The sequence below is a fragment of the Streptomyces johnsoniae genome, from assembly GCF_031845565.1.
GTDB lineage: Bacteria > Actinomycetota > Actinomycetes > Streptomycetales > Streptomycetaceae > Streptomyces > Streptomyces johnsoniae.
Map to the genome: position 1 here is coordinate 23063 of NZ_JAVREV010000018.1, position 16685 is coordinate 39747.

At 71.1% G+C, this 16685-nt stretch carries 13 protein-coding genes; 5 read left to right on the forward strand and 8 right to left on the reverse strand.

The annotated features are described in order from the left end of the window. Positions 1-37 precede the first annotated feature (37 nt). From RM779_RS27070 to RM779_RS27080, 3 genes are all read right to left on the reverse strand, one after another. Complete coding sequence (locus tag RM779_RS27070) at positions 38-868, reverse strand: carbohydrate ABC transporter permease (RefSeq protein ID WP_311620384.1); 831 nt, start codon at positions 866-868, stop codon at positions 38-40. An 82-nt stretch (positions 869-950) separates the two neighbouring features. Beyond that, positions 951-1895, reverse strand: coding sequence for a carbohydrate ABC transporter permease (locus tag RM779_RS27075; protein WP_311620385.1), 945 nt, complete (start codon positions 1893-1895; stop codon positions 951-953). Positions 1896-2314: 419 nt separating this feature from the next. Then, complete coding sequence (locus RM779_RS27080; protein ID WP_311620386.1) at positions 2315-3364, reverse strand: LacI family DNA-binding transcriptional regulator; 1050 nt, start codon at positions 3362-3364, stop codon at positions 2315-2317. 279 nt (positions 3365-3643) lie between these two features. Here RM779_RS27080 and RM779_RS27085 point away from each other — a divergent pair, with 279 nt between their 5' ends. The 4 genes from RM779_RS27085 (at position 3644) to RM779_RS27100 (ending at position 9697) form a co-directional block, all read left to right on the forward strand. Next, entirely contained in the window at positions 3644-4774 is a 1131-nt protein-coding gene (locus RM779_RS27085; protein ID WP_311620387.1) for a Gfo/Idh/MocA family protein, read from the forward strand. Next, complete coding sequence (locus RM779_RS27090) at positions 4771-5709, forward strand: DUF6807 domain-containing protein (protein ID WP_311620388.1); 939 nt, start codon at positions 4771-4773, stop codon at positions 5707-5709. Before RM779_RS27085 ends, RM779_RS27090 begins: the two co-directional genes overlap by 4 nt. After that, positions 5703-6449, forward strand: a complete 747-nt coding sequence (locus RM779_RS27095; RefSeq protein ID WP_311620389.1) for a cupin domain-containing protein — start codon at positions 5703-5705, stop codon at positions 6447-6449. Before RM779_RS27090 ends, RM779_RS27095 begins: the two co-directional genes overlap by 7 nt. A gap of 437 nt (positions 6450-6886) precedes the next feature. Then, complete coding sequence (locus RM779_RS27100; protein ID WP_311620390.1) at positions 6887-9697, forward strand: family 43 glycosylhydrolase; 2811 nt, start codon at positions 6887-6889, stop codon at positions 9695-9697. 171 nt (positions 9698-9868) lie between these two features. Here RM779_RS27100 and RM779_RS27105 read toward each other — a convergent pair whose 3' ends face one another. After that, positions 9869-10636, reverse strand: a complete 768-nt coding sequence (locus RM779_RS27105) for a polysaccharide deacetylase family protein (RefSeq protein WP_311620391.1) — start codon at positions 10634-10636, stop codon at positions 9869-9871. Between the two features lie 78 nt (positions 10637-10714). Further along, positions 10715-11407, reverse strand: a complete 693-nt coding sequence (locus RM779_RS27110) for a glycoside hydrolase family 11 protein (protein ID WP_311620392.1) — start codon at positions 11405-11407, stop codon at positions 10715-10717. A 615-nt stretch (positions 11408-12022) separates the two neighbouring features. Here RM779_RS27110 and RM779_RS27115 point away from each other — a divergent pair. After that, complete coding sequence (locus RM779_RS27115; RefSeq protein ID WP_311620393.1) at positions 12023-12538, forward strand: hypothetical protein; 516 nt, start codon at positions 12023-12025, stop codon at positions 12536-12538. A 30-nt stretch (positions 12539-12568) separates the two neighbouring features. Here RM779_RS27115 and RM779_RS27120 read toward each other — a convergent pair whose 3' ends face one another. From RM779_RS27120 to RM779_RS27130, 3 genes are all read right to left on the reverse strand, one after another. Next, on the reverse strand, positions 12569-14614 hold the full coding sequence (locus RM779_RS27120) for a serine/threonine-protein kinase (RefSeq protein WP_311620394.1): 2046 nt from the start codon (positions 14612-14614) through the stop codon (positions 12569-12571). 419 nt (positions 14615-15033) lie between these two features. Next, positions 15034-15879, reverse strand: coding sequence for an imine reductase family protein (locus RM779_RS27125; protein ID WP_311620395.1), 846 nt, complete (start codon positions 15877-15879; stop codon positions 15034-15036). A gap of 65 nt (positions 15880-15944) precedes the next feature. Next, on the reverse strand, positions 15945-16520 hold the full coding sequence (locus tag RM779_RS27130) for a TetR/AcrR family transcriptional regulator (protein ID WP_311620396.1): 576 nt from the start codon (positions 16518-16520) through the stop codon (positions 15945-15947). Between the last annotated feature and the right edge of the window lie 165 nt (positions 16521-16685).

Sequence of the window (16685 nt, forward strand, 5' to 3'; positions counted from 1 at the left end):
CCCTTTCTGGCCCTTGTCCGGGGCGTCGGTTCGGTTGCTATTTGCCGCCGGTAGTGGCGATGCCGCGGAGCAGGAAACGCTGACCGAAGAGGAACACCAGGAACACGGGGATGAGTGAGATGACGCTCATCGCGAACATGGCGCCGAAGTCGGATGTCGTCTGGGCGTCGATGAAGGACCGCAGCGCCACCGGCACGGTGTAGAGGTCGGGCTTGGTCACGAAGATGAGTTGAGTGAAGAAGTCGTTCCAGGTCCAGATGAACGTGAAGATGGCGGTAGTGGCCAGCGCGGGGACCATCAGCGGAAGCATGATCTGCCCATAGATGCGGGCGTGCCCCGCGCCGTCGATCCGCGCGGCCTCGTCGAGTTCCCGGGGAATGCCGCGGATGAATTGGACCATCAGGAAGATGAAGAACGCGTCCGTGGCCAGGAATTTTGGCACGATGAGCGGCAGGTACGTGTTGATCCAGCCGATCTGCGCGAAAAAGACGTACTGCGGAATGATCAGCACATGGATCGGCAGCATGATCGCGATCAGCATGGCCACGAAGGCCAGCCCTCTGAAGCGGAAACGCAGGCGCGCGAACGCGTAAGCGGCCATCGAGCACGAGATCAGATTACCGATCACCGACCCGAGCACGACCAGAAACGAGTTCAGCAGATACGTGCTGAACGGGAAGGCCAGGGCGTCCCATCCGGTGGGGTAGTGGTCGAAGTCGAAGGTGTCGACGAAGAGACCCGAGCTGGTGAAGATGTCGTCGTTCGGGCGCAGCGAGCTGGCGATCATCCACAACAGCGGGTACAGCATCAGCAGGCAGATGATGACGAGCCCGGTGTGCTTGAGCACGCTGATGACGCGTCGCCTCACGGGGCGCCTGTGGGAGACGAGGGAACGGTTCGGCGCCGGTATGCCGGGCGTCGGCTCGGGCCGCCTTTTGGTCGTGAGGGCGTCAGTCATTATAGAAAACCCAATACTTGGAGGCCCAGAAGTTCAGCGCCGTGAAGGCTCCGATGATGATGAGCAGCAGCCAGGCGAGAGCGGAGGCGTAGCCCATACGGAAGCTGGTGAAGCCTTCTTGGTACAAGTAGAGCGAGAAGAACAGCGTGGAATCGCTCGGCCCACCCGTACCGTTGGAGACGATAAAGGCCTGGGTGAACGACTGGAAACTCCCGATCAGCCCGAGCACCAAGTTGAAGAATATGATCGGACTCAGCAGTGGCAGGGTGATCGAAAAGAGCTGCTTGGGTCGCGAAGCGCCGTCGGTGGCGGCGGCCTCGTACAATTCGCGCGGTATCTGCCGCAGGCCCGCCAGAAAGATCACCATGGGCGCGCCGAACGTCCACACGTGCAGGATAATGATCGTCCCCAGCGCGGTGTCCGGATCGGACACCCAGCCCGGCCCTTCGATGCCGAAAATGGCCAGGAAAGCATTCACGAGGCCCTCGGTGCCGAACACCAGGCGCCACAGGATGGCGATGGCCACGCTCGCGCCGAGCAGCGACGGCAAATAAAGAATCGACCGGTACAGCGGAAGGCCGCGGATTCCCCGGTCGAGCAGCAGCGCCAGGCCGAGCGCGACGGCCAGTTGCAGCGGAACCGACACGATCACGTACGTGAAGGTGACCTTCAGCGACTGCGCCAGCCGCTCATCCGAGAACATGCGCCGGATATTGTCCAGACCCGTGAACTGCGGGTCCTGGAGCAGGTTGTAATCCGTGAAGGCGAGATACAGCGACGCGATCATCGGCCCGAGCGTGATGCCGACCAGCCCGATGAGCCACGGCGCCAGGAAGACCGCTGCCGCCTTGTTGTCGCGGTTCTTCTCGCGGTCATCGGCGGAGCCTGCCTTGGACCGCGAGCGGCTCAGCGACCGGAATTCACCCAGCGCGCTCATCCACCGCACCTCCGCACTCCGCGTCGCGGACCGCGGCCTTGCCGGAGCGGCGCGGGGCGGGGGCGGCCTGGGGCGGAGGCGGAAGGCCGTCGACCGCCGGGGCAGCCGAGCCGCCGGGGTACCACATCAGCGGAATGGGGAGCGCAGGCGGGGTGCCGTGCGGCTCTCCCGCGCTGATGAGGCGTGTTCACACACATAGAAGTGTTTCCTCTCCGGTGCGAAGGGATTGCGCGCATGGCGCCCAGGGAGGAGGAGAGCGCGCCAGCGTGGCGCGACTCTAAAGGCCACGTGATCGATCACACAAGGACTTTGCGCCACTATTTCGCACAGGTTCCGCCACCCCGCGCAGCGGCGGGGAACGGCATACGAACGGTGACCGGCCGACCGACTCCGCGGGCTCGGTCGGGCGAAAGCCCTGGTCAGACGCCGCGGGTGGGGGCGGGTCCGGTTGACTCGCGCAGGATGATGCGGTTGAAGCCCGCCGCTTCAAGCTGTCCGGTGGGCGGCTCGCCGCGCAGCAGCCCGAGCAGCCGGCGCACGGCCTCGCGCCCCTGACGCTCCTGGTCCACGCTGACCGTCGACAGGGTCGGCCGGAAGTAGCGGCCCAGCTCCTCGTCGTTCCAGCCGAAGACGCTCACCTTGCGCGGTACATCGATGCCCAGGCTCTGCAAGCCGGTGATGACTCCGAACGCCACCGCGTCCGAGGCGGCGAACACGGCCGTGGCCCCCGATCCGGCGATGACCTCGGTCGCGGCGGTCCAGCCGGCCCCGGGGCTCCAGTCGCCCTCGACCACGGCCAGCGATTCGAGCCCCAACTCCTCGATCGTCGCCTCGTACACCGCCCGCCGGGCCCGCGCCGACGCCCACTCGAGGGGCCCGGTGACATGGATGAAGCGGCGGTGACCCCACTCCGCCAGGTGACGCATGATCTCCGCGGCCACCGACGCGTCCGCGAACGCGCCCTGCGCGCGCATGCTGTCGTCGTACGCGCCCTCGACGACCATCGGCACCCGGATGTCCGACAGCGCGAACCCTCCGGTGCTTTTCCCGAGGGGCGCGAAGGAAAGGATTCCGTCGGCGCTCTCCGGCTGGAGCAACGCCTCAAGGCGCGTGGCGCGCGCGGCGGCGTCCCCTTCCAGGCTCACCACGTCCAGCAGGTATCCCGCCTCGTGGGCCGCCGCGGCGGCGCCGCTGAGCACCCTGCTCGGCATGCGTTCCATGGACCCGGGAAGGATGACCGCGATCCGGTTCGACCGGCGGGTGCGCATGGTCCGTGCCGCCAGATTCGGCCGGTAGCCCAGCTCGGCGACGGCCTGCGCGACCCGCCGGGTCGTGTCCGGCCGCATGGCCGGGTCCTTGCGCAGGAAGCGGGAGACGGTCTGATGCGAAACGCCGGCCAGCTTGGCCACCTCGTAGATGGTCGGGGGTTTCTTCCCGGCGCGCGGGCGCGTCGCGGGCTGCTCGGCCATACGCGCCACCTCCCCGTCCCTCGCCCCGGCCACCTGAGGCCCGAATTGCCGCCGATCAGTGTATGGGAGCGAAGCGGAACTGGCCCGTGGAATACCGGGGAGCCGGCGGGGGAACGGGCGCGGCGCGGCGGAACGAGCCCGCGACCACGCGCCCGGTACGCCCGCCGTTGCACCGGGCCGAGCCCGCGATGAAACAGCGCAAAGACCTTGTGTGATCGATCACCCATGTCTAAAGTCCAGATGGAGCAAGCGCTTACTGAGCCATGAGGAGTCTTCCGCATGCCCACCTCACCCTCCCGTCTGCGGGCCGCCGTCGTTGGCACGGGCGGCATCGTCACCGGGAGCCACCTGCCCGCCCTGCGGGCCCACGACGAGCGGGTCGAGCTGACCGCCGCCGTGGACATCGACCCCGACCGGCTCGGAACCTTCCGTGCGGCGGCCGATGCCGCGGGCATGAGCGGCGTGCGCGGCTACACCGATCTGGACGCCATGCTCGCGGAGGCCCGCCCGGACCTGGTCCTGATCGGAACCCCCCCTTCGCTGCACCGCGAGCAGACGGTGGCGGCGCTCGAAGCGGGCGCGTGGGTGCTGTGCGAGAAGCCGCTGTGCCTGTCGCTCGAGGAGTACGAGGCGATAGCCGCGGCGGAGCAGTCCTCGGGCGCGTTCGCCTCGGTGGTCTTCCAGCACCGTTACGGCTCGGGCGCCGTGCACGCCCGCGAGCTGATCGCCGGCGGCGAGCTCGGCGCCCCGCTGGTGGCGCACTGCCAGACGACCTGGCACCGGGACGCCGCCTACTACGCCGTCCCCTGGCGCGGCCGGTGGGCCAGCGAGGGCGGCGGGCCGACCATGGGCCACGGCATCCACCAGTACGACCTGCTGCTGCACCTGCTGGGCGAGTGGAGCGAGATCCGCGCGATGACCGCGCGGCTGGTCCACGACGTGGAGAGCGAGGACGTCTCCACCGCGCTGGTGCGCTTCGAGAGCGGCGCGGTCGCCACGGTCGTCAACAGCGTGCTGTCGCCGGACCAGGTCAGCCGCATCCGCATCGACTGCGCGGAGGCGACGGTGGAGGTGACCCACCTGTACGGGCACCGCAACGAGGACTGGGTCTACACCCCGCGCCCCGGCCTCGATGACGAGGCACGCGTGATGCGCTGGCGGACGCCCGCGGCCGACCTGCCCAGCTCCCACGCCGCCCAGCTGGGAGCCCTGCTGGACGCGCACGGCCGGGGGGAACGTCCGCCCGGCAGCGGCCCGGACGCCCGGCGTACCGTGGAGTTCGCCGCGGGGCTGTACAAGTCGGCCTTCACCGGCCGTCCCGTCCTGGCCGGGGAGATCCGGCCGGGCGACCCGTTCTACGACGCCATGCACGGCAACCACCCGGAGTGGGCCCCCAAGGAGGCGCAGTGACCGCTCGACTCACCGCCGTGCACACGCACGGCGACCGCATCACCGTGGCCGCGGACGGCACGGAGATCCTGGCCTACGTCTACCGGCCCGACCCGGAGGCGTTCGAATCGCGCAAGCCGTACGCCCACCCGCTGCGCACGCTGGCCGGCAATCTGGTGTCCGGCTACCGGCCGAACGACCACCGCTGGCACAAAGGCCTGCAGATGACGGCCAGTCACCTGTCGGGTCAGAACTTCTGGGGCGGCAACTCCTACCTCGGCCCGGACACCGGCTACCGGCCCGTCCCCGAGCGGGTCGGCTCGATGCGCCACGATGCCTTCCCCCGGCTGGAGGCCACCGATGAGCGCGTCGACCTGACCGAGGAGCTGACCTGGATCAGCAACGGCGGCGCGGAGTGGGCCCGTGAACGGCGCACGCTGGCCGTGCACTCCGCCGACCGGACCGAGGGCGCGTGGGTGCTGGACTGGGCGATTCACCTGACGAACGTGCGGGGTGAGCCGCTCCACTTCGGCTCGCCGACCACCGCAGGCCGGGAGATGGCCGGCTACACCGGCCTCCAGTGGCGCGGGCCGCGGGACTTCACCGGCGGCCAGGTCCTCACCCCCAAGGGGCCCGCCACCGACGAGGCGACCATGGGGACGCCCGCCACCGAGGCGTCCTGGATCGGCTTCACCACAGAACACGACGACGTCGACGCCCACTCCACCCTCGTCTTCGCCCACGCCCCGGAGAACACCGGTGAGGCGGCCGTCCATCCGTCCCACTGGTTCGTGCGATCCCTGCCGATCCCGACCGTGGCGTTCTCCTGGGCGTTCTTCGAGGAGTTCGAGCTCGCGCCGCGGCAGTCCTTCTCCTACCGCTACCGCGTGGTCGTCGCGGACGGGGCCTGGGAGGCCGGGCGCGTCGGTAAGTACCTGGAGGCACTGCCGTGGTGAGCCTGCCGCACCCGCTGCCCGGCGCCGTCGGCCTCTCGCACCTGTCGGCCTACGAGTGGGAGGCGGCCGACGGGGTGTGCGGCGGCAGCCCGCACCTGCATCTGGTGTGCACCGAGGCGTACATCGTCACCGGCGGACGCGGCGCGGTGCAGACCCTCAGCCCCGACGGCTACCGCGACATCCCGCTGGAGGCCGGATCGGTCGCCTGGTTCACCCCCGGCACCGTGCACCGCATGGTCCAGGGCGGCGACCTGCGCATCACGGTGCTGATGCAGAACAGCGGCCTGCCGGAGGCCGGGGACGCGGTCTTCACCTTCCCACCGGACGTGCTGGCCGATCCCGAACGGTACGCCGCCGCGGCGGCCCTTCCCGCGCGGACCGGTCCGGAGGCGCAGGCCGCGGCCCGCAAGCGCCGTGACCTGGCCGTCGAGGGCTTCCTGCCGCTGCGCGAGGCACTCAGGGCCGGTGACAACGGGCCGTACCTGGAATTCCAGCAGGCCGCCGCCCGCCTGGTCCGGGCCAGGACGCCCGCCTGGCGCGAACTGTGGGAGGCCGGCCCGCTCGCCACGGCGCAGCGTACCGGCGAGCAGCTCGCCGCCCTGGAGGCGGGGGACCCGCAGTACCTCGCGGCGGCCACGGCGTTCGACACCGCCCCGACGCGTCTGGGCGGCTACGGCATGTGCGGCCGCCGCGACGAGTACGAACTGCCGGGCACCACGCTCCCTTACCGGAGCGAGTGACGCCCTGACGCCGCCGACCGCTCGCTCCCTCTCGGGGCAAAAGGAGCGGTCGGCGGCACCCGGCCCCGCGGGCCGGCCCCTTCTCGACGCACGGTGACGGCCCGGTCGAGGCGTTCCCGCATTCTCTGCGGTCGCAGCCCTTGACCCCGGACGCGCCGCCTTCATACTGAGCAACGTTGGTCACGGTCGCGCGAGCCGAGCCGGCCGCCCGGGCTCCCGCTTTCCGTGCAGCCGCTCCGCCCCGCACGGCTCCGCATGCCCACAAGCTCGAACGTCGTTCGTCATGCCGAACGGTCGAACGATTGAACGGGCGCATGGTCGCGAGGGGATGGCTGCGTGTCCCATGACGCCTCAGAAGAAGGACGCGGCGGCCCGGTGTTTGCGCAACCACCCAGATGGGAGAAGGAATGCCGCACGCGAGAGCACGAACCCGGCCGATGGCGGTACTCGCCGCCCTGGCCGTCCTGTTCGCGACCGTCGTCGCGCTCGGTGCGCCGTCCCAGGCGGCCGGGCCGCGGCAGGAGCCGTACGCGGGCTACCTGTTCACGTACTTCACGGGTGAGGGCAGTGCCGAAGGCGAGCAGGTCCACCTCGCGCTCAGCGAGGGCAACGACCCGCTGAACTGGCGGGAGTTGAACGGCGGACGGCCCGTACTGACCTCCACCCTCGGGGAGCGGGGCGTGCGCGATCCGTTCGTCATCCGCGCCCCCGAAGGGGACCGCTTCTACCTGATCGCCACCGATCTGCGGATTCACGGGAACGGTGACTGGGACGGCGCCCAGCGGCACGGCAGCCGCTCGATCATGGTGTGGGAGTCGACCGACCTGGTGAACTGGTCGGAGCAGCGGTCGGTGGAGGTATCGCCGCCGACGGCGGGCAACACCTGGGCGCCGGAGGCGTACTGGGATGCCGAGCGCGGCGTGTACGTGGTGTTCTGGGCCTCCAAGCTGTACGCGGAGGACGATCCGGACCACACGGGGTCGAGCCACAACCGGATGATGTACGCCACGACCCAGGACTTCGACACGTTCAGTGAAGCACGGGTGTGGCACGACCCCGGCCATTCGGTGATCGACTCGACGGTCATCGCGCACGAGGGCACGTATTACCGCTTCACCAAGGACGAACGGGACACCTCCGCCGCCAACCCCTGCGGCAAGTTCATCGCGGCGGAGCGGGCCACCGATCTGCTGGACCCGTCCTGGGACCTCGTGGCCGAGTGCATCGGCCGGGGGACCGCGGGCAGCCCGGGAATCGACCGCGGCGAGGGCCCCACGGTCTTCAAGTCCAACACCGAGGACAAGTGGTATCTGTTCATCGACGAGTTCGGCGGGCGCGGCTACGTTCCGTTCGAAACGACCGACCTGGCGTCCGGCGAGTGGACGATGGCGCGGGACTACGATCTGCCGGCGTCGCCCCGACACGGAACGGTGCTGCCGCTCACGCAGTCCGAATACGACCGCGTCGCCGAGCGCTGGGGCGCCGGGCGCGAGGCCGACGAGAACGGCCTGGTCGCGCACTGGCCGCTGGACGGCACGGCGGCCGACGCCGCCGGCCACGGCTACGACGGCACCCCGGCCGGGGACGTCCGATGGGCGGCCGACGGGCTGGAGTTCGGCGGCACCGGCGGCCACGTGCGGCTGCCGGACCACATGCTGTCCGGGGCGGATGCCGTGACGGTCTCGGCCGACGTGTGGATCGCTCCCGGCCAGCGCACGCCGTACTTCCTGTTCGGCTTCGGCAATACGGCGCCGAACGGGCGGGGCGACGGCTACCTGTTCGCCACGGGCGGTACCGAGGACGGCGGCTTCCGGGCGGCGGTGGCCACGGGCGACTGGACCACCGAGCAGCAGTCGGCGTCCGCGGGCGGCGTGCCGCGCGGGGAGTGGCACAACGTCGCCTACACCGTCGGTGACGGCAGCGGCGTGCTGTACCTCGACGGCACGGAAGTCGCGCGGAACGACGAGGTGACGGTGCGGCCGTCCGACATCGGGGACGGCTTCACCCGCGCCAACTACCTGGGGCGTTCCCAGTACAGCGCCGACCAGTCCTTCGAAGGCCGGATGCGCGATGTCCGGCTGTACAACCGGGCCTTGCCCGCCGCGGAACTGCCCGTCAACGCCACCGCGCTGCTCGGGGCCGAGCTGCGGCAGCTGAAGGCGCCCGCCGTGATCGAGCCGTCCGCCGCCACGGTCACCCTGCCGGTGGAACCCGGCACCCGGCTCGACCGGCTGCGGCCCAGGTTCGATCTGGCGCCCGGCGCGCGGATCAGTCCGCGCAACGGCGCGCGGGTCGACCTGCGGGAGCCGGTGACCTACACCGTCACCGGCGCGGACGGGGCCACACGCAGCTGGACGGTCACCGCCCGCGAACTGCGCACCCCCGCGCTGCCTGGGCTCAACGCCGACCCGCACATCGTGGCGTTCGGCGACACCTACTACCTCTACCCGACCACGGACGGCTTCGACGGCTGGAGCGGAACGACGTTCAGCGCCTGGTCCTCCGAGGACCTGGTCGACTGGCGCAACGAGGGTGTCATTCTCGATCTGGGGCCCGACGTCTCCTGGGCGGACTCCCGTGCCTGGGCCCCCGCGATGGCCGAGCGGAACGGGAAGTACTACTTCTACTACTGCGCCGAGGCCAAGATCGGTGTGGCGGTGGGCGATTCACCGACCGGCCCGTTCACCGACTCCGGCGCGCCGCTCGTCGCGGCCAACCCGGACGGCGGCGGCCAGCCCATCGATCCCGCGGTGTTCACCGACTCCGACGGGACGCCCTACCTCTACTGGGGCAACGGCTCGGCCTGGGTGGTGCCGCTCAACGAGGACATGGTGTCCTACGACCCCGAACGCGTCACGCGCATCGACGGCCTGACGGACTTCCGCGAAGGCCTGTTCATGGTCGAGCGGGAGGGCACCTACCACCTGACCTATTCCATCGACGACACGCGCAGCGAGAACTACCGGGTCGGCTATGCCACCGGGCCGAGCCCCACCGGCCCGTTCACCTACCGGGGCGTGATCCTCGCGAAGGACCCGGCCCAGGGCATCCTGGGCACCGGCCACAACTCGGTGCTGCGCGTGCCGGGTACCGACGCCTGGTACATCGTCTATCACCGGTTCGCCATCCCGGACGGCGACGGCACGCACCGCGAGACCGTCATCGACGAGCTGGCCTTCTCACCCGGTGGCCTGATCGAGCCGGTCACCCCCACGCTGGAGGGCATCGACCCCCATCCGGTCCCCTGACGAACGGAGCGTGCACGAACGGAGCGTGCACGAACGGAGCGTGCACGAACGGAGCGTGCACGAACGGAGCGTGCACGAACGGATCGCGCACGAACGGATCGCGCACGAACGGAGCGTGCACGAACGGCCGGTGCGGCGCCGCACCGGCCGTTCGCGCGCCATCCGTTCGTGTCAGCGGGGTGGCGCGGGGAGGGTGAAGGTCCAGCCCTGGGACGCGAACTCGGGGATGATCATGTCCACGGCGGCCACGGTCGCGCTGCGGTCCCCGCCGCCGTCGTGCAGCAGCACCACGGCTCCCGGTGTGATGCCGGACCTGAGGCGCTGGGCGAGCTGGTCGGCCGTGGACGGTTCCCAGTCGTTGATGGCCAGCCGCCAGCCCAGCGGCTGCATGCCCAGGCTCGCCGCCACCGCCGGGGTCTGCCCCCAACTGCCGTTCGGCGCACGGAAGTACGGGATCGGTGCGCCCGGTACGGCCGCGCGGATGGCGGCGCTCGTCTGCTCCAGGTCGGCGCGGATCTGCTCGGGAGTCCAGGAGCCCATGTCGCTGTGGTGCATGGAGTGGTTGCACAGCGTATGGCCGTCCGCGGCGATCTGCCGCACCAGGTCCGGATACTGCCGCACGTGGTCACCCCACAGGCAGAACACGGCCTTGGTGCCGTTCTCCCGCAGGAGTTGCAGAAGGCCCGGCGTGTTGGCGGGGTTGGGGCCGTCGTCGAAGGTGAAGGCGACCGTCCGGCCATCGATCCCGGTCGAGTCGATGATCGTGCTGTCCGCCGTGGTGCCAGGACCGCCGTCGTGCGTGGCCTGCACCGGGCCCGCGGCGCCCAGCGTGGCGGCCATGCACAGCCCGAGGCCGGCCAGCAGTGCCTGCAGGCGGGCCCGCGCCCGGCCGATGCGGCGACGTGCGCGCGCCCCGTGGGGTGAGTCGATGGGGTTCATTTGTCCTCACTCGTTCCCTTCCGGCTCGTTTCCGCGGTCGTACGGCATCCCTGAACGGCCGCGACCGAGCGGGCCGCGTCAGTTCACCGTGAGACTGGAGCTTCCGCTGCTCTGGTAACCCTCGGTCGCGAGGATCATGTAGTAGTTGAAGCTGCCCAGGGTCATTCCGGCGTTGCCCCACGCGTCGAAGTGCGTGCCGGTGTTGATGGTGCCGCCCGCCTTGGGCGACTGCCTGACACTCCAGAACTGCGGGAAGGTCCTGATGCCTTCGACGGAGGGCGCGTCGTAGCGCATCGTCTGGTAGAGGTCGTACGTGCCGCCGTCACTTGAGACGGTGCCCTTGAAGTCTCCCGTGGGCCGGTAGGTGCCGTAGCCGTCGACGACGTAGTACTCCACCAGCGGATTGGACGTCCATCCGTAGAGGCACAGGTAGCCGTTGCCGGACGGGTTGAAGCTGCCCGAGTAGCTGACCGTCCGCCGGCTGCCGTTGCTCCAGCCCTTGCCGCAGACGAAGTTTCCGGTGTTGCGCCACGAAGTGCTGTAGCTGCCACCGGACCCCAGGGTCATGGAGACCGTTCCCTGGGCGTCGGTCCAGAACGAGTAGTAGTAACCCTCGTGGGTGCCGGTCTGGTTCTCGGTGATGGTCTGCGCCGCGCGGGCGGTGCCGGGCGTCACCAGTGCGGACGCGCCGAGCGCCAGCGCGCCGGCCCCGGCGCCGCCGATGAAGGTCCGGCGGTTGATCCGGGGGGCGGGGCGGTTCTCCTCGTGCATGCTTCCTCCTCGTGAAGGCTGGCGGGAGGCCAGGCAGGGTGACGACTCGGCCGGCCTGTGGGGGGCCGGGGACGCCGGGCGCGCGTCGCGGTCCAACCGCGCGGCGTGGGCTGTCCGGTCGTCGTGGGGGCCCTGCCCCGGATGAGCCTTCGGGGCAGGTCTGTTGATGCCGAACAGTGTTGGACCGGCCCGATGGGTTGTCAATAACTTCCGCAAGCATTCCGGAAGTTCGCATCTGTGTGCTGCTACTCGGGGGCGATGTCATAGCTGGTGAGTGGCTCATTGCCGTTCAGGCGGGCCGGAGATGAGCCACGGGATTGCCGAGATCGAGGGTGAGGGTCTGAGTGCAGTGCCGAAAATTATCGGAGTCATTCCGGTCGGCCGTGTGTGGGTGGCCGCAGGGGCCGGGGGCCGGCCGGTACCGACAGCACTTCGATGCTCGGTGGCGATCAGCCCCTCACGTGCGGCCCGTGGGAGCGCTCCTCGGCGCCGCCGCCGCGCCGTTCTCAGACAATTCTCAGGCGGGCCCCAGAGTGCTCTCAGAGTCGCCGCCCATGCTGCCGGTGCCGCCCGGCGCGGGTCGGCGAAGGACACCGAGCACACGAGGTAACGGACATGGCCTCCGCCGCCGAACGCGCACTGGGCACACTCCTGAGCAAGCACCGCACGGACCACAGGCGGCGGGGCCGGATCGCCCTGCGGGACCTGGCCCTCGGCGCGGCCGGTGCGGCGGCGGCCGGGGGCATGATGTCCGCGGGGCTCCCGGGCCCCGCCGCCGTTCCGGTGCTCGCCGCGGCCCTGCTCGCGCTGTGGCGTGGCGCCGCGCGCGGTCACCACCACCGGCGCCGGGGCACCGAGGTGTTCCTGGTGCGCGAACGGGGCCTGGCCCACCGCCGCGCCGGGGCCGTACGGACCATTCCCTGGCAGGACATCGACGCGGTGACGGTACGCCGCGGCACCGCGCTGCGCCGCCTGCTCGCCTCGGACGTCACGTGCACCATCAGGTCCGCCCGCGGTGAGGTGCTGCGGGTCACCTCGTTCACGCACGAGGCACCGGACCTGGCGCGGGCGGTCGCCGACCGGGCCGGGCAGCAGCGGCCCGTCACCTCGGCGAACGCCGCGGGCACCTGAGGCCCGCGGGTCCGCCTCCGCCCGCCGCGTTCAGTCGGTGCCCAGGTTCACCGTCGGCTCGTCGATAGCCGAGGCGGGAAAGTGCCACCGCTCAAGCAACTCCCCGTAGGTGCCGTCCTCCAGCAGCGCGCCCACCGCCGCGCGCAGCGCATCGCGCAGCTCCTCCTGCCCACGGGGGACCGCGATGCCACGGGCGCTCCTGTTCTCCTGGGCGAGGACGGCCCGCAGCCCGGCTTCCGGGTGCTCGCCCGCGTAGTGGGCCGCCTGGGAGTAGAGCAGCACCGCCGCTTCCGCCTCCCCGTCCCGGATCGCCTCCGCCATGTTGTCGCGGCTGGCGAAGGGAACGATCTCGACCGGGTCGGGACACGCCTCGGTGTTGTCGGCCACCACGCCCTCCATCATGTCGCCCTCGTAGGTGGTGACGGACAGGCCGCACAGCTCGCTCATGCGGCCCGAGAAGGCCGGGTCGTCGCTCATGACGCCCCAGCCGTCCATGAAGTGATTGACGAAGTCCACTTCCAGATCTTCGCGATCGTCGGGGCTGTCGACGAATCCGGACATCGCGATGTGCGCGCCGGTATCGTGGCCGTGCCGGACGGCCGCCTCGGCGGCGTCGGTCTCGTCGTCGGTCAGCGCGAAGGTCATCTCCACGCCGAGCTGTTCCCCGATCGCGTGGGCGAGGTCCACCTCGAAACCGGCCAGACTCTCCTCGCCCTCCTCCGCGTAGATGACGGGCCAGGCTTCGGAGGAGCTGTGCACCGTGATCCCGCCCGCGTCCCACACCTCCTGCGGGACCAGGTGAGCCAGCGGCGCGTCCGCCCCCTCCCCGCCGCCGCCCCCGCCGGTGTCCTGGGGCGAGTCGTCCTCCGGCGGGGCCTCCGCCCCGTCGTCCCCGTTCGTCACGACGAGCGGGATCACCACCGCGAGGGCCACCGCCCCGGCCAACGCCCCCAGGACGTAGGGGAGGCGGCGCCGCACCGGCCCGGAAGGCGCGGGCGGGGTCGACACGTCCCGGCCGAACTGCGGCGGCGGTGTCGAGCGCTCGAACTCCCGTGAGGCGTACGTGGTCTGACCCCCGTGCACCGCCGGTGCGTAAGGCGACGGGCGTGGGAACGACGGTGTCCCGGGCGCCTCGGGGCCCCACGCCGGGTGCTGCCCGTCCGCCTGCGGCCCGTCCAGCGCCAGCAGATCCGCCGCGTCCCGCCCCAGCCGCGCCGTGAGCCCCGGCGGCAGCCAGAAGTCGGTGCCCGCCCGCTCCTCCGCCAGCGGCGCGATCTCCGCGGGGGAGGGCCGCCCCTGCGCGTCCTTCGCCAGGCAGCGGGTCACGAGCTCCCGCAGCTCCCCACTCAACCGGCCGTTTTCCGGGCCGAGTTGAGGGGATTCGTGCATCACCCGGTACAGGATCGTGTGCATCTGTGCCCCGTCCCAGGAGAACGGGTCGAAGCCGGTCGCCGCATACGCGAGCACCGCGCCCAGCGCGAACACGTCCGCCGCGCCGGTCAGCTCCTCGCCTCTGATCTGCTCCGGCGGCATGTACCCGGGCGAGCCGATCATCGCCCCGGTCCGCGTCACCACGCTGGCGTCCACTGCCCGGGCGATGCCGAAGTCGATGACCTTCGGACCCTCCAGCGTCACCATCACGTTCGACGGTTTCAGGTCACGGTGAATCAGCCCGCTGCCGTGGATCTCCGTCAGCGCCCGGGCAAGACCCAGGGCCAGCGCCCACACCGAGTGCTCCGCCAGCGGCCCGTTCAGCGAGTCCACCACCTGCCGCAGCGGCGGCCCGACCACGTACCCCGTGGCGACCCAGGGAACGGCCGACTCGGTGTCGCTGTCGAGTACCGGAGCCGTCCACATCCCGCTGACCCGCCGCGCCGCCTCGACCTCCGCACGGAACCGCCGTCTGAAGTCCGGTTCTCTGGCCAGCTCTCCGTGCACGATCTTGACCGCGACCATTCGCCCACTGTGCGAACGCCCCAGGAAGACCTGCCCCATCCCGCCCGCACCCAGCCGCCCAAGCAGCCGGTACGGGCCGATGGCCGGTGGGTCCTCCGGGGTCAGCGCCTCGACTGTCATCGTCAATGCCCCATTCAGCGGCCGCGTCAGCGGCCGCCTCGTCAAGGGCCGCCTGGCCGATCTGCCACGCGGCCAGCAGCTCGCCGTCCCTGCCATCCCTGCGGTCGTGCGCCGGGGCCCGGGCCGCTCGGCGGCCGGCGTCCTCCCGCGCGGCGCCGCCCGGGCCGCCAGGCCGCAACTCCTGCACAGCCGCCTCCTCAACACCGTAGCCGTCGTCGTCGACCGTCACGGGGGCCCGCAGTGGGCCCGGACGCCAGCGATCCTAGTGGCCGAACTGCAGGCCACAGGCGGGTCGGTACAAAGCCGTGACCAGCAAGTGCCACGATCCCCGCGCCGCGGCCTCCCGTGGCGTCGCGACCTCGCCGCCGAAGGCCACTGCCCGGTTCCGCGGTGGCCGTGGCCGCGGCCCCGGGCGGTCGTCAGTCCTTGATGACCTCGATCAGGCTGGCGAAGCTGTCGCGGCCGTGGCCGGCGTCGGTGCCTCGCCGGGTCAGGGTCCGGATCAGCAGGGGGAGGGCGGGGTCCAGGCCGCCGGCCTCGGTGGCCGCGACAAGGTGGTCCATCAGCGGGGCGTCGAGGTCGAGCCACTCCTCGTCCCCCGGGTAGACGCCGTCGTCGACCTGGCCGGCGTAGTCGGTGATGACCTCGCTGACGGTGGTGGCGAGCCAGTGGGTGAGCAGCGGGGACACGGTCCTGGCTCGCACTCCGGCGGTGCCGAGCAGGGCGGCCGTCTGGAGGAAACCGAGCAGGGTCGCCCAGGCCAGGTTGAGCAGCGCGACGTCGTACAGGGAGGCGGTGGCGGCGTCGGGACCCAGGTAGGTCGCGCCGCCGAGGCGTCGCAGCCGCTCCTCGTGCTGCCGGAACGCCTCGCCCGAGCCGCTGTAGACGAGCACCGTGTCCGGGCGTCCGACGTGCTCCGGGTGGGCCATCAGGGCGCCGTGGAGGTACGGGTTGCCGCGTTCGGCCGCCACGGCGGACGCCTCGCGGGCCTGCTCGCCCGTGCCGGAGGTGAGGTTCACGAGGGGGCAGGACGCCGGGAGCGGCGAGGTGGCCAGGCGCCGCAGGGCCCGGTGCGCTTCCGCCGGGTCCTCGGCGCACAGCAGGACGAACGAGGCCGAGGCCAGCACCCCGTCGTCGTGGCGGTCGGGGTGCCACGCGGTCACGGGGCGGTGCGGCTCCGCGAGGGCGCCGGCCAGGGCGGCGCCCCGCGGGCCGGACCCGGTGATGGCGATGGTCGAACCGGGGGAGTGATCAGGCGAGTTCAAGGCGACTCCGTCCTCAGGGGTGGGCACGAAGAGGACCCTACATGATGTAACTTACGCTTTGTAGGTTACAGTCGCGCCGCCCGGGCCAGCGCCGCTGCCGCCGCCGACACGGCCGCCGTTCGCGAAAGGCGCTCCTCCGCCGCGGCCTGCGCGAGCGCCTCGGTGGCGCCGAGCGCGCCGATCAGCGGCGCCGGGTCGGGCGCCTGGCCCGTGGAGGCGAAGGGGGCGAGCGCCCTGCCGAACGTCTCGACGTAGAACTCCCGCGAGGCGCGCCGGAAGTCGCTCGTCTCCCGGCTCCCCGACAGCGCGGCGCTGATCCGTTCGCACTCGGGCCCGGCGGCCAGCACGCCGTCCACGTACGCCGCGGCGAGGATCGCCGCCACGTCCTCCAGTGTCTCGGCGTGCTCGCGCACGGCGTCGCGGATGGCCCGCCCGAGTCGTTCGTCGTAGGCCCGGTAGAGGGCGAGGAGCAGTCCGCCGCGTGTCGTGAAGTGCTCGTAGGTGACCGGGCGCGAGACCCCGGCCCGCTCGGCCAGGCTGACCAGGGTCAGTGCGTCGGTGCCCTCGGTGCGAACGATGTCATGGGCCGTGTTCAGGAGTTGGCGGCGTCGCTCCTCGCGCGTCATCCGCTGGGCTGCCATGCGGGTGGGCTCCTTCGGGGTGGCTGAGGGGCGTCGTCGCCGGATCTTACGTGTTCCGCGGGAGGCTCGGTTCCGGCGTGGCGTGCACAATAGACATGGAAATCATTTTCATATACGGTCCTGTCGTCACGTCGGCGGTTCATACCCAGGACGGCCGTGCCGGGG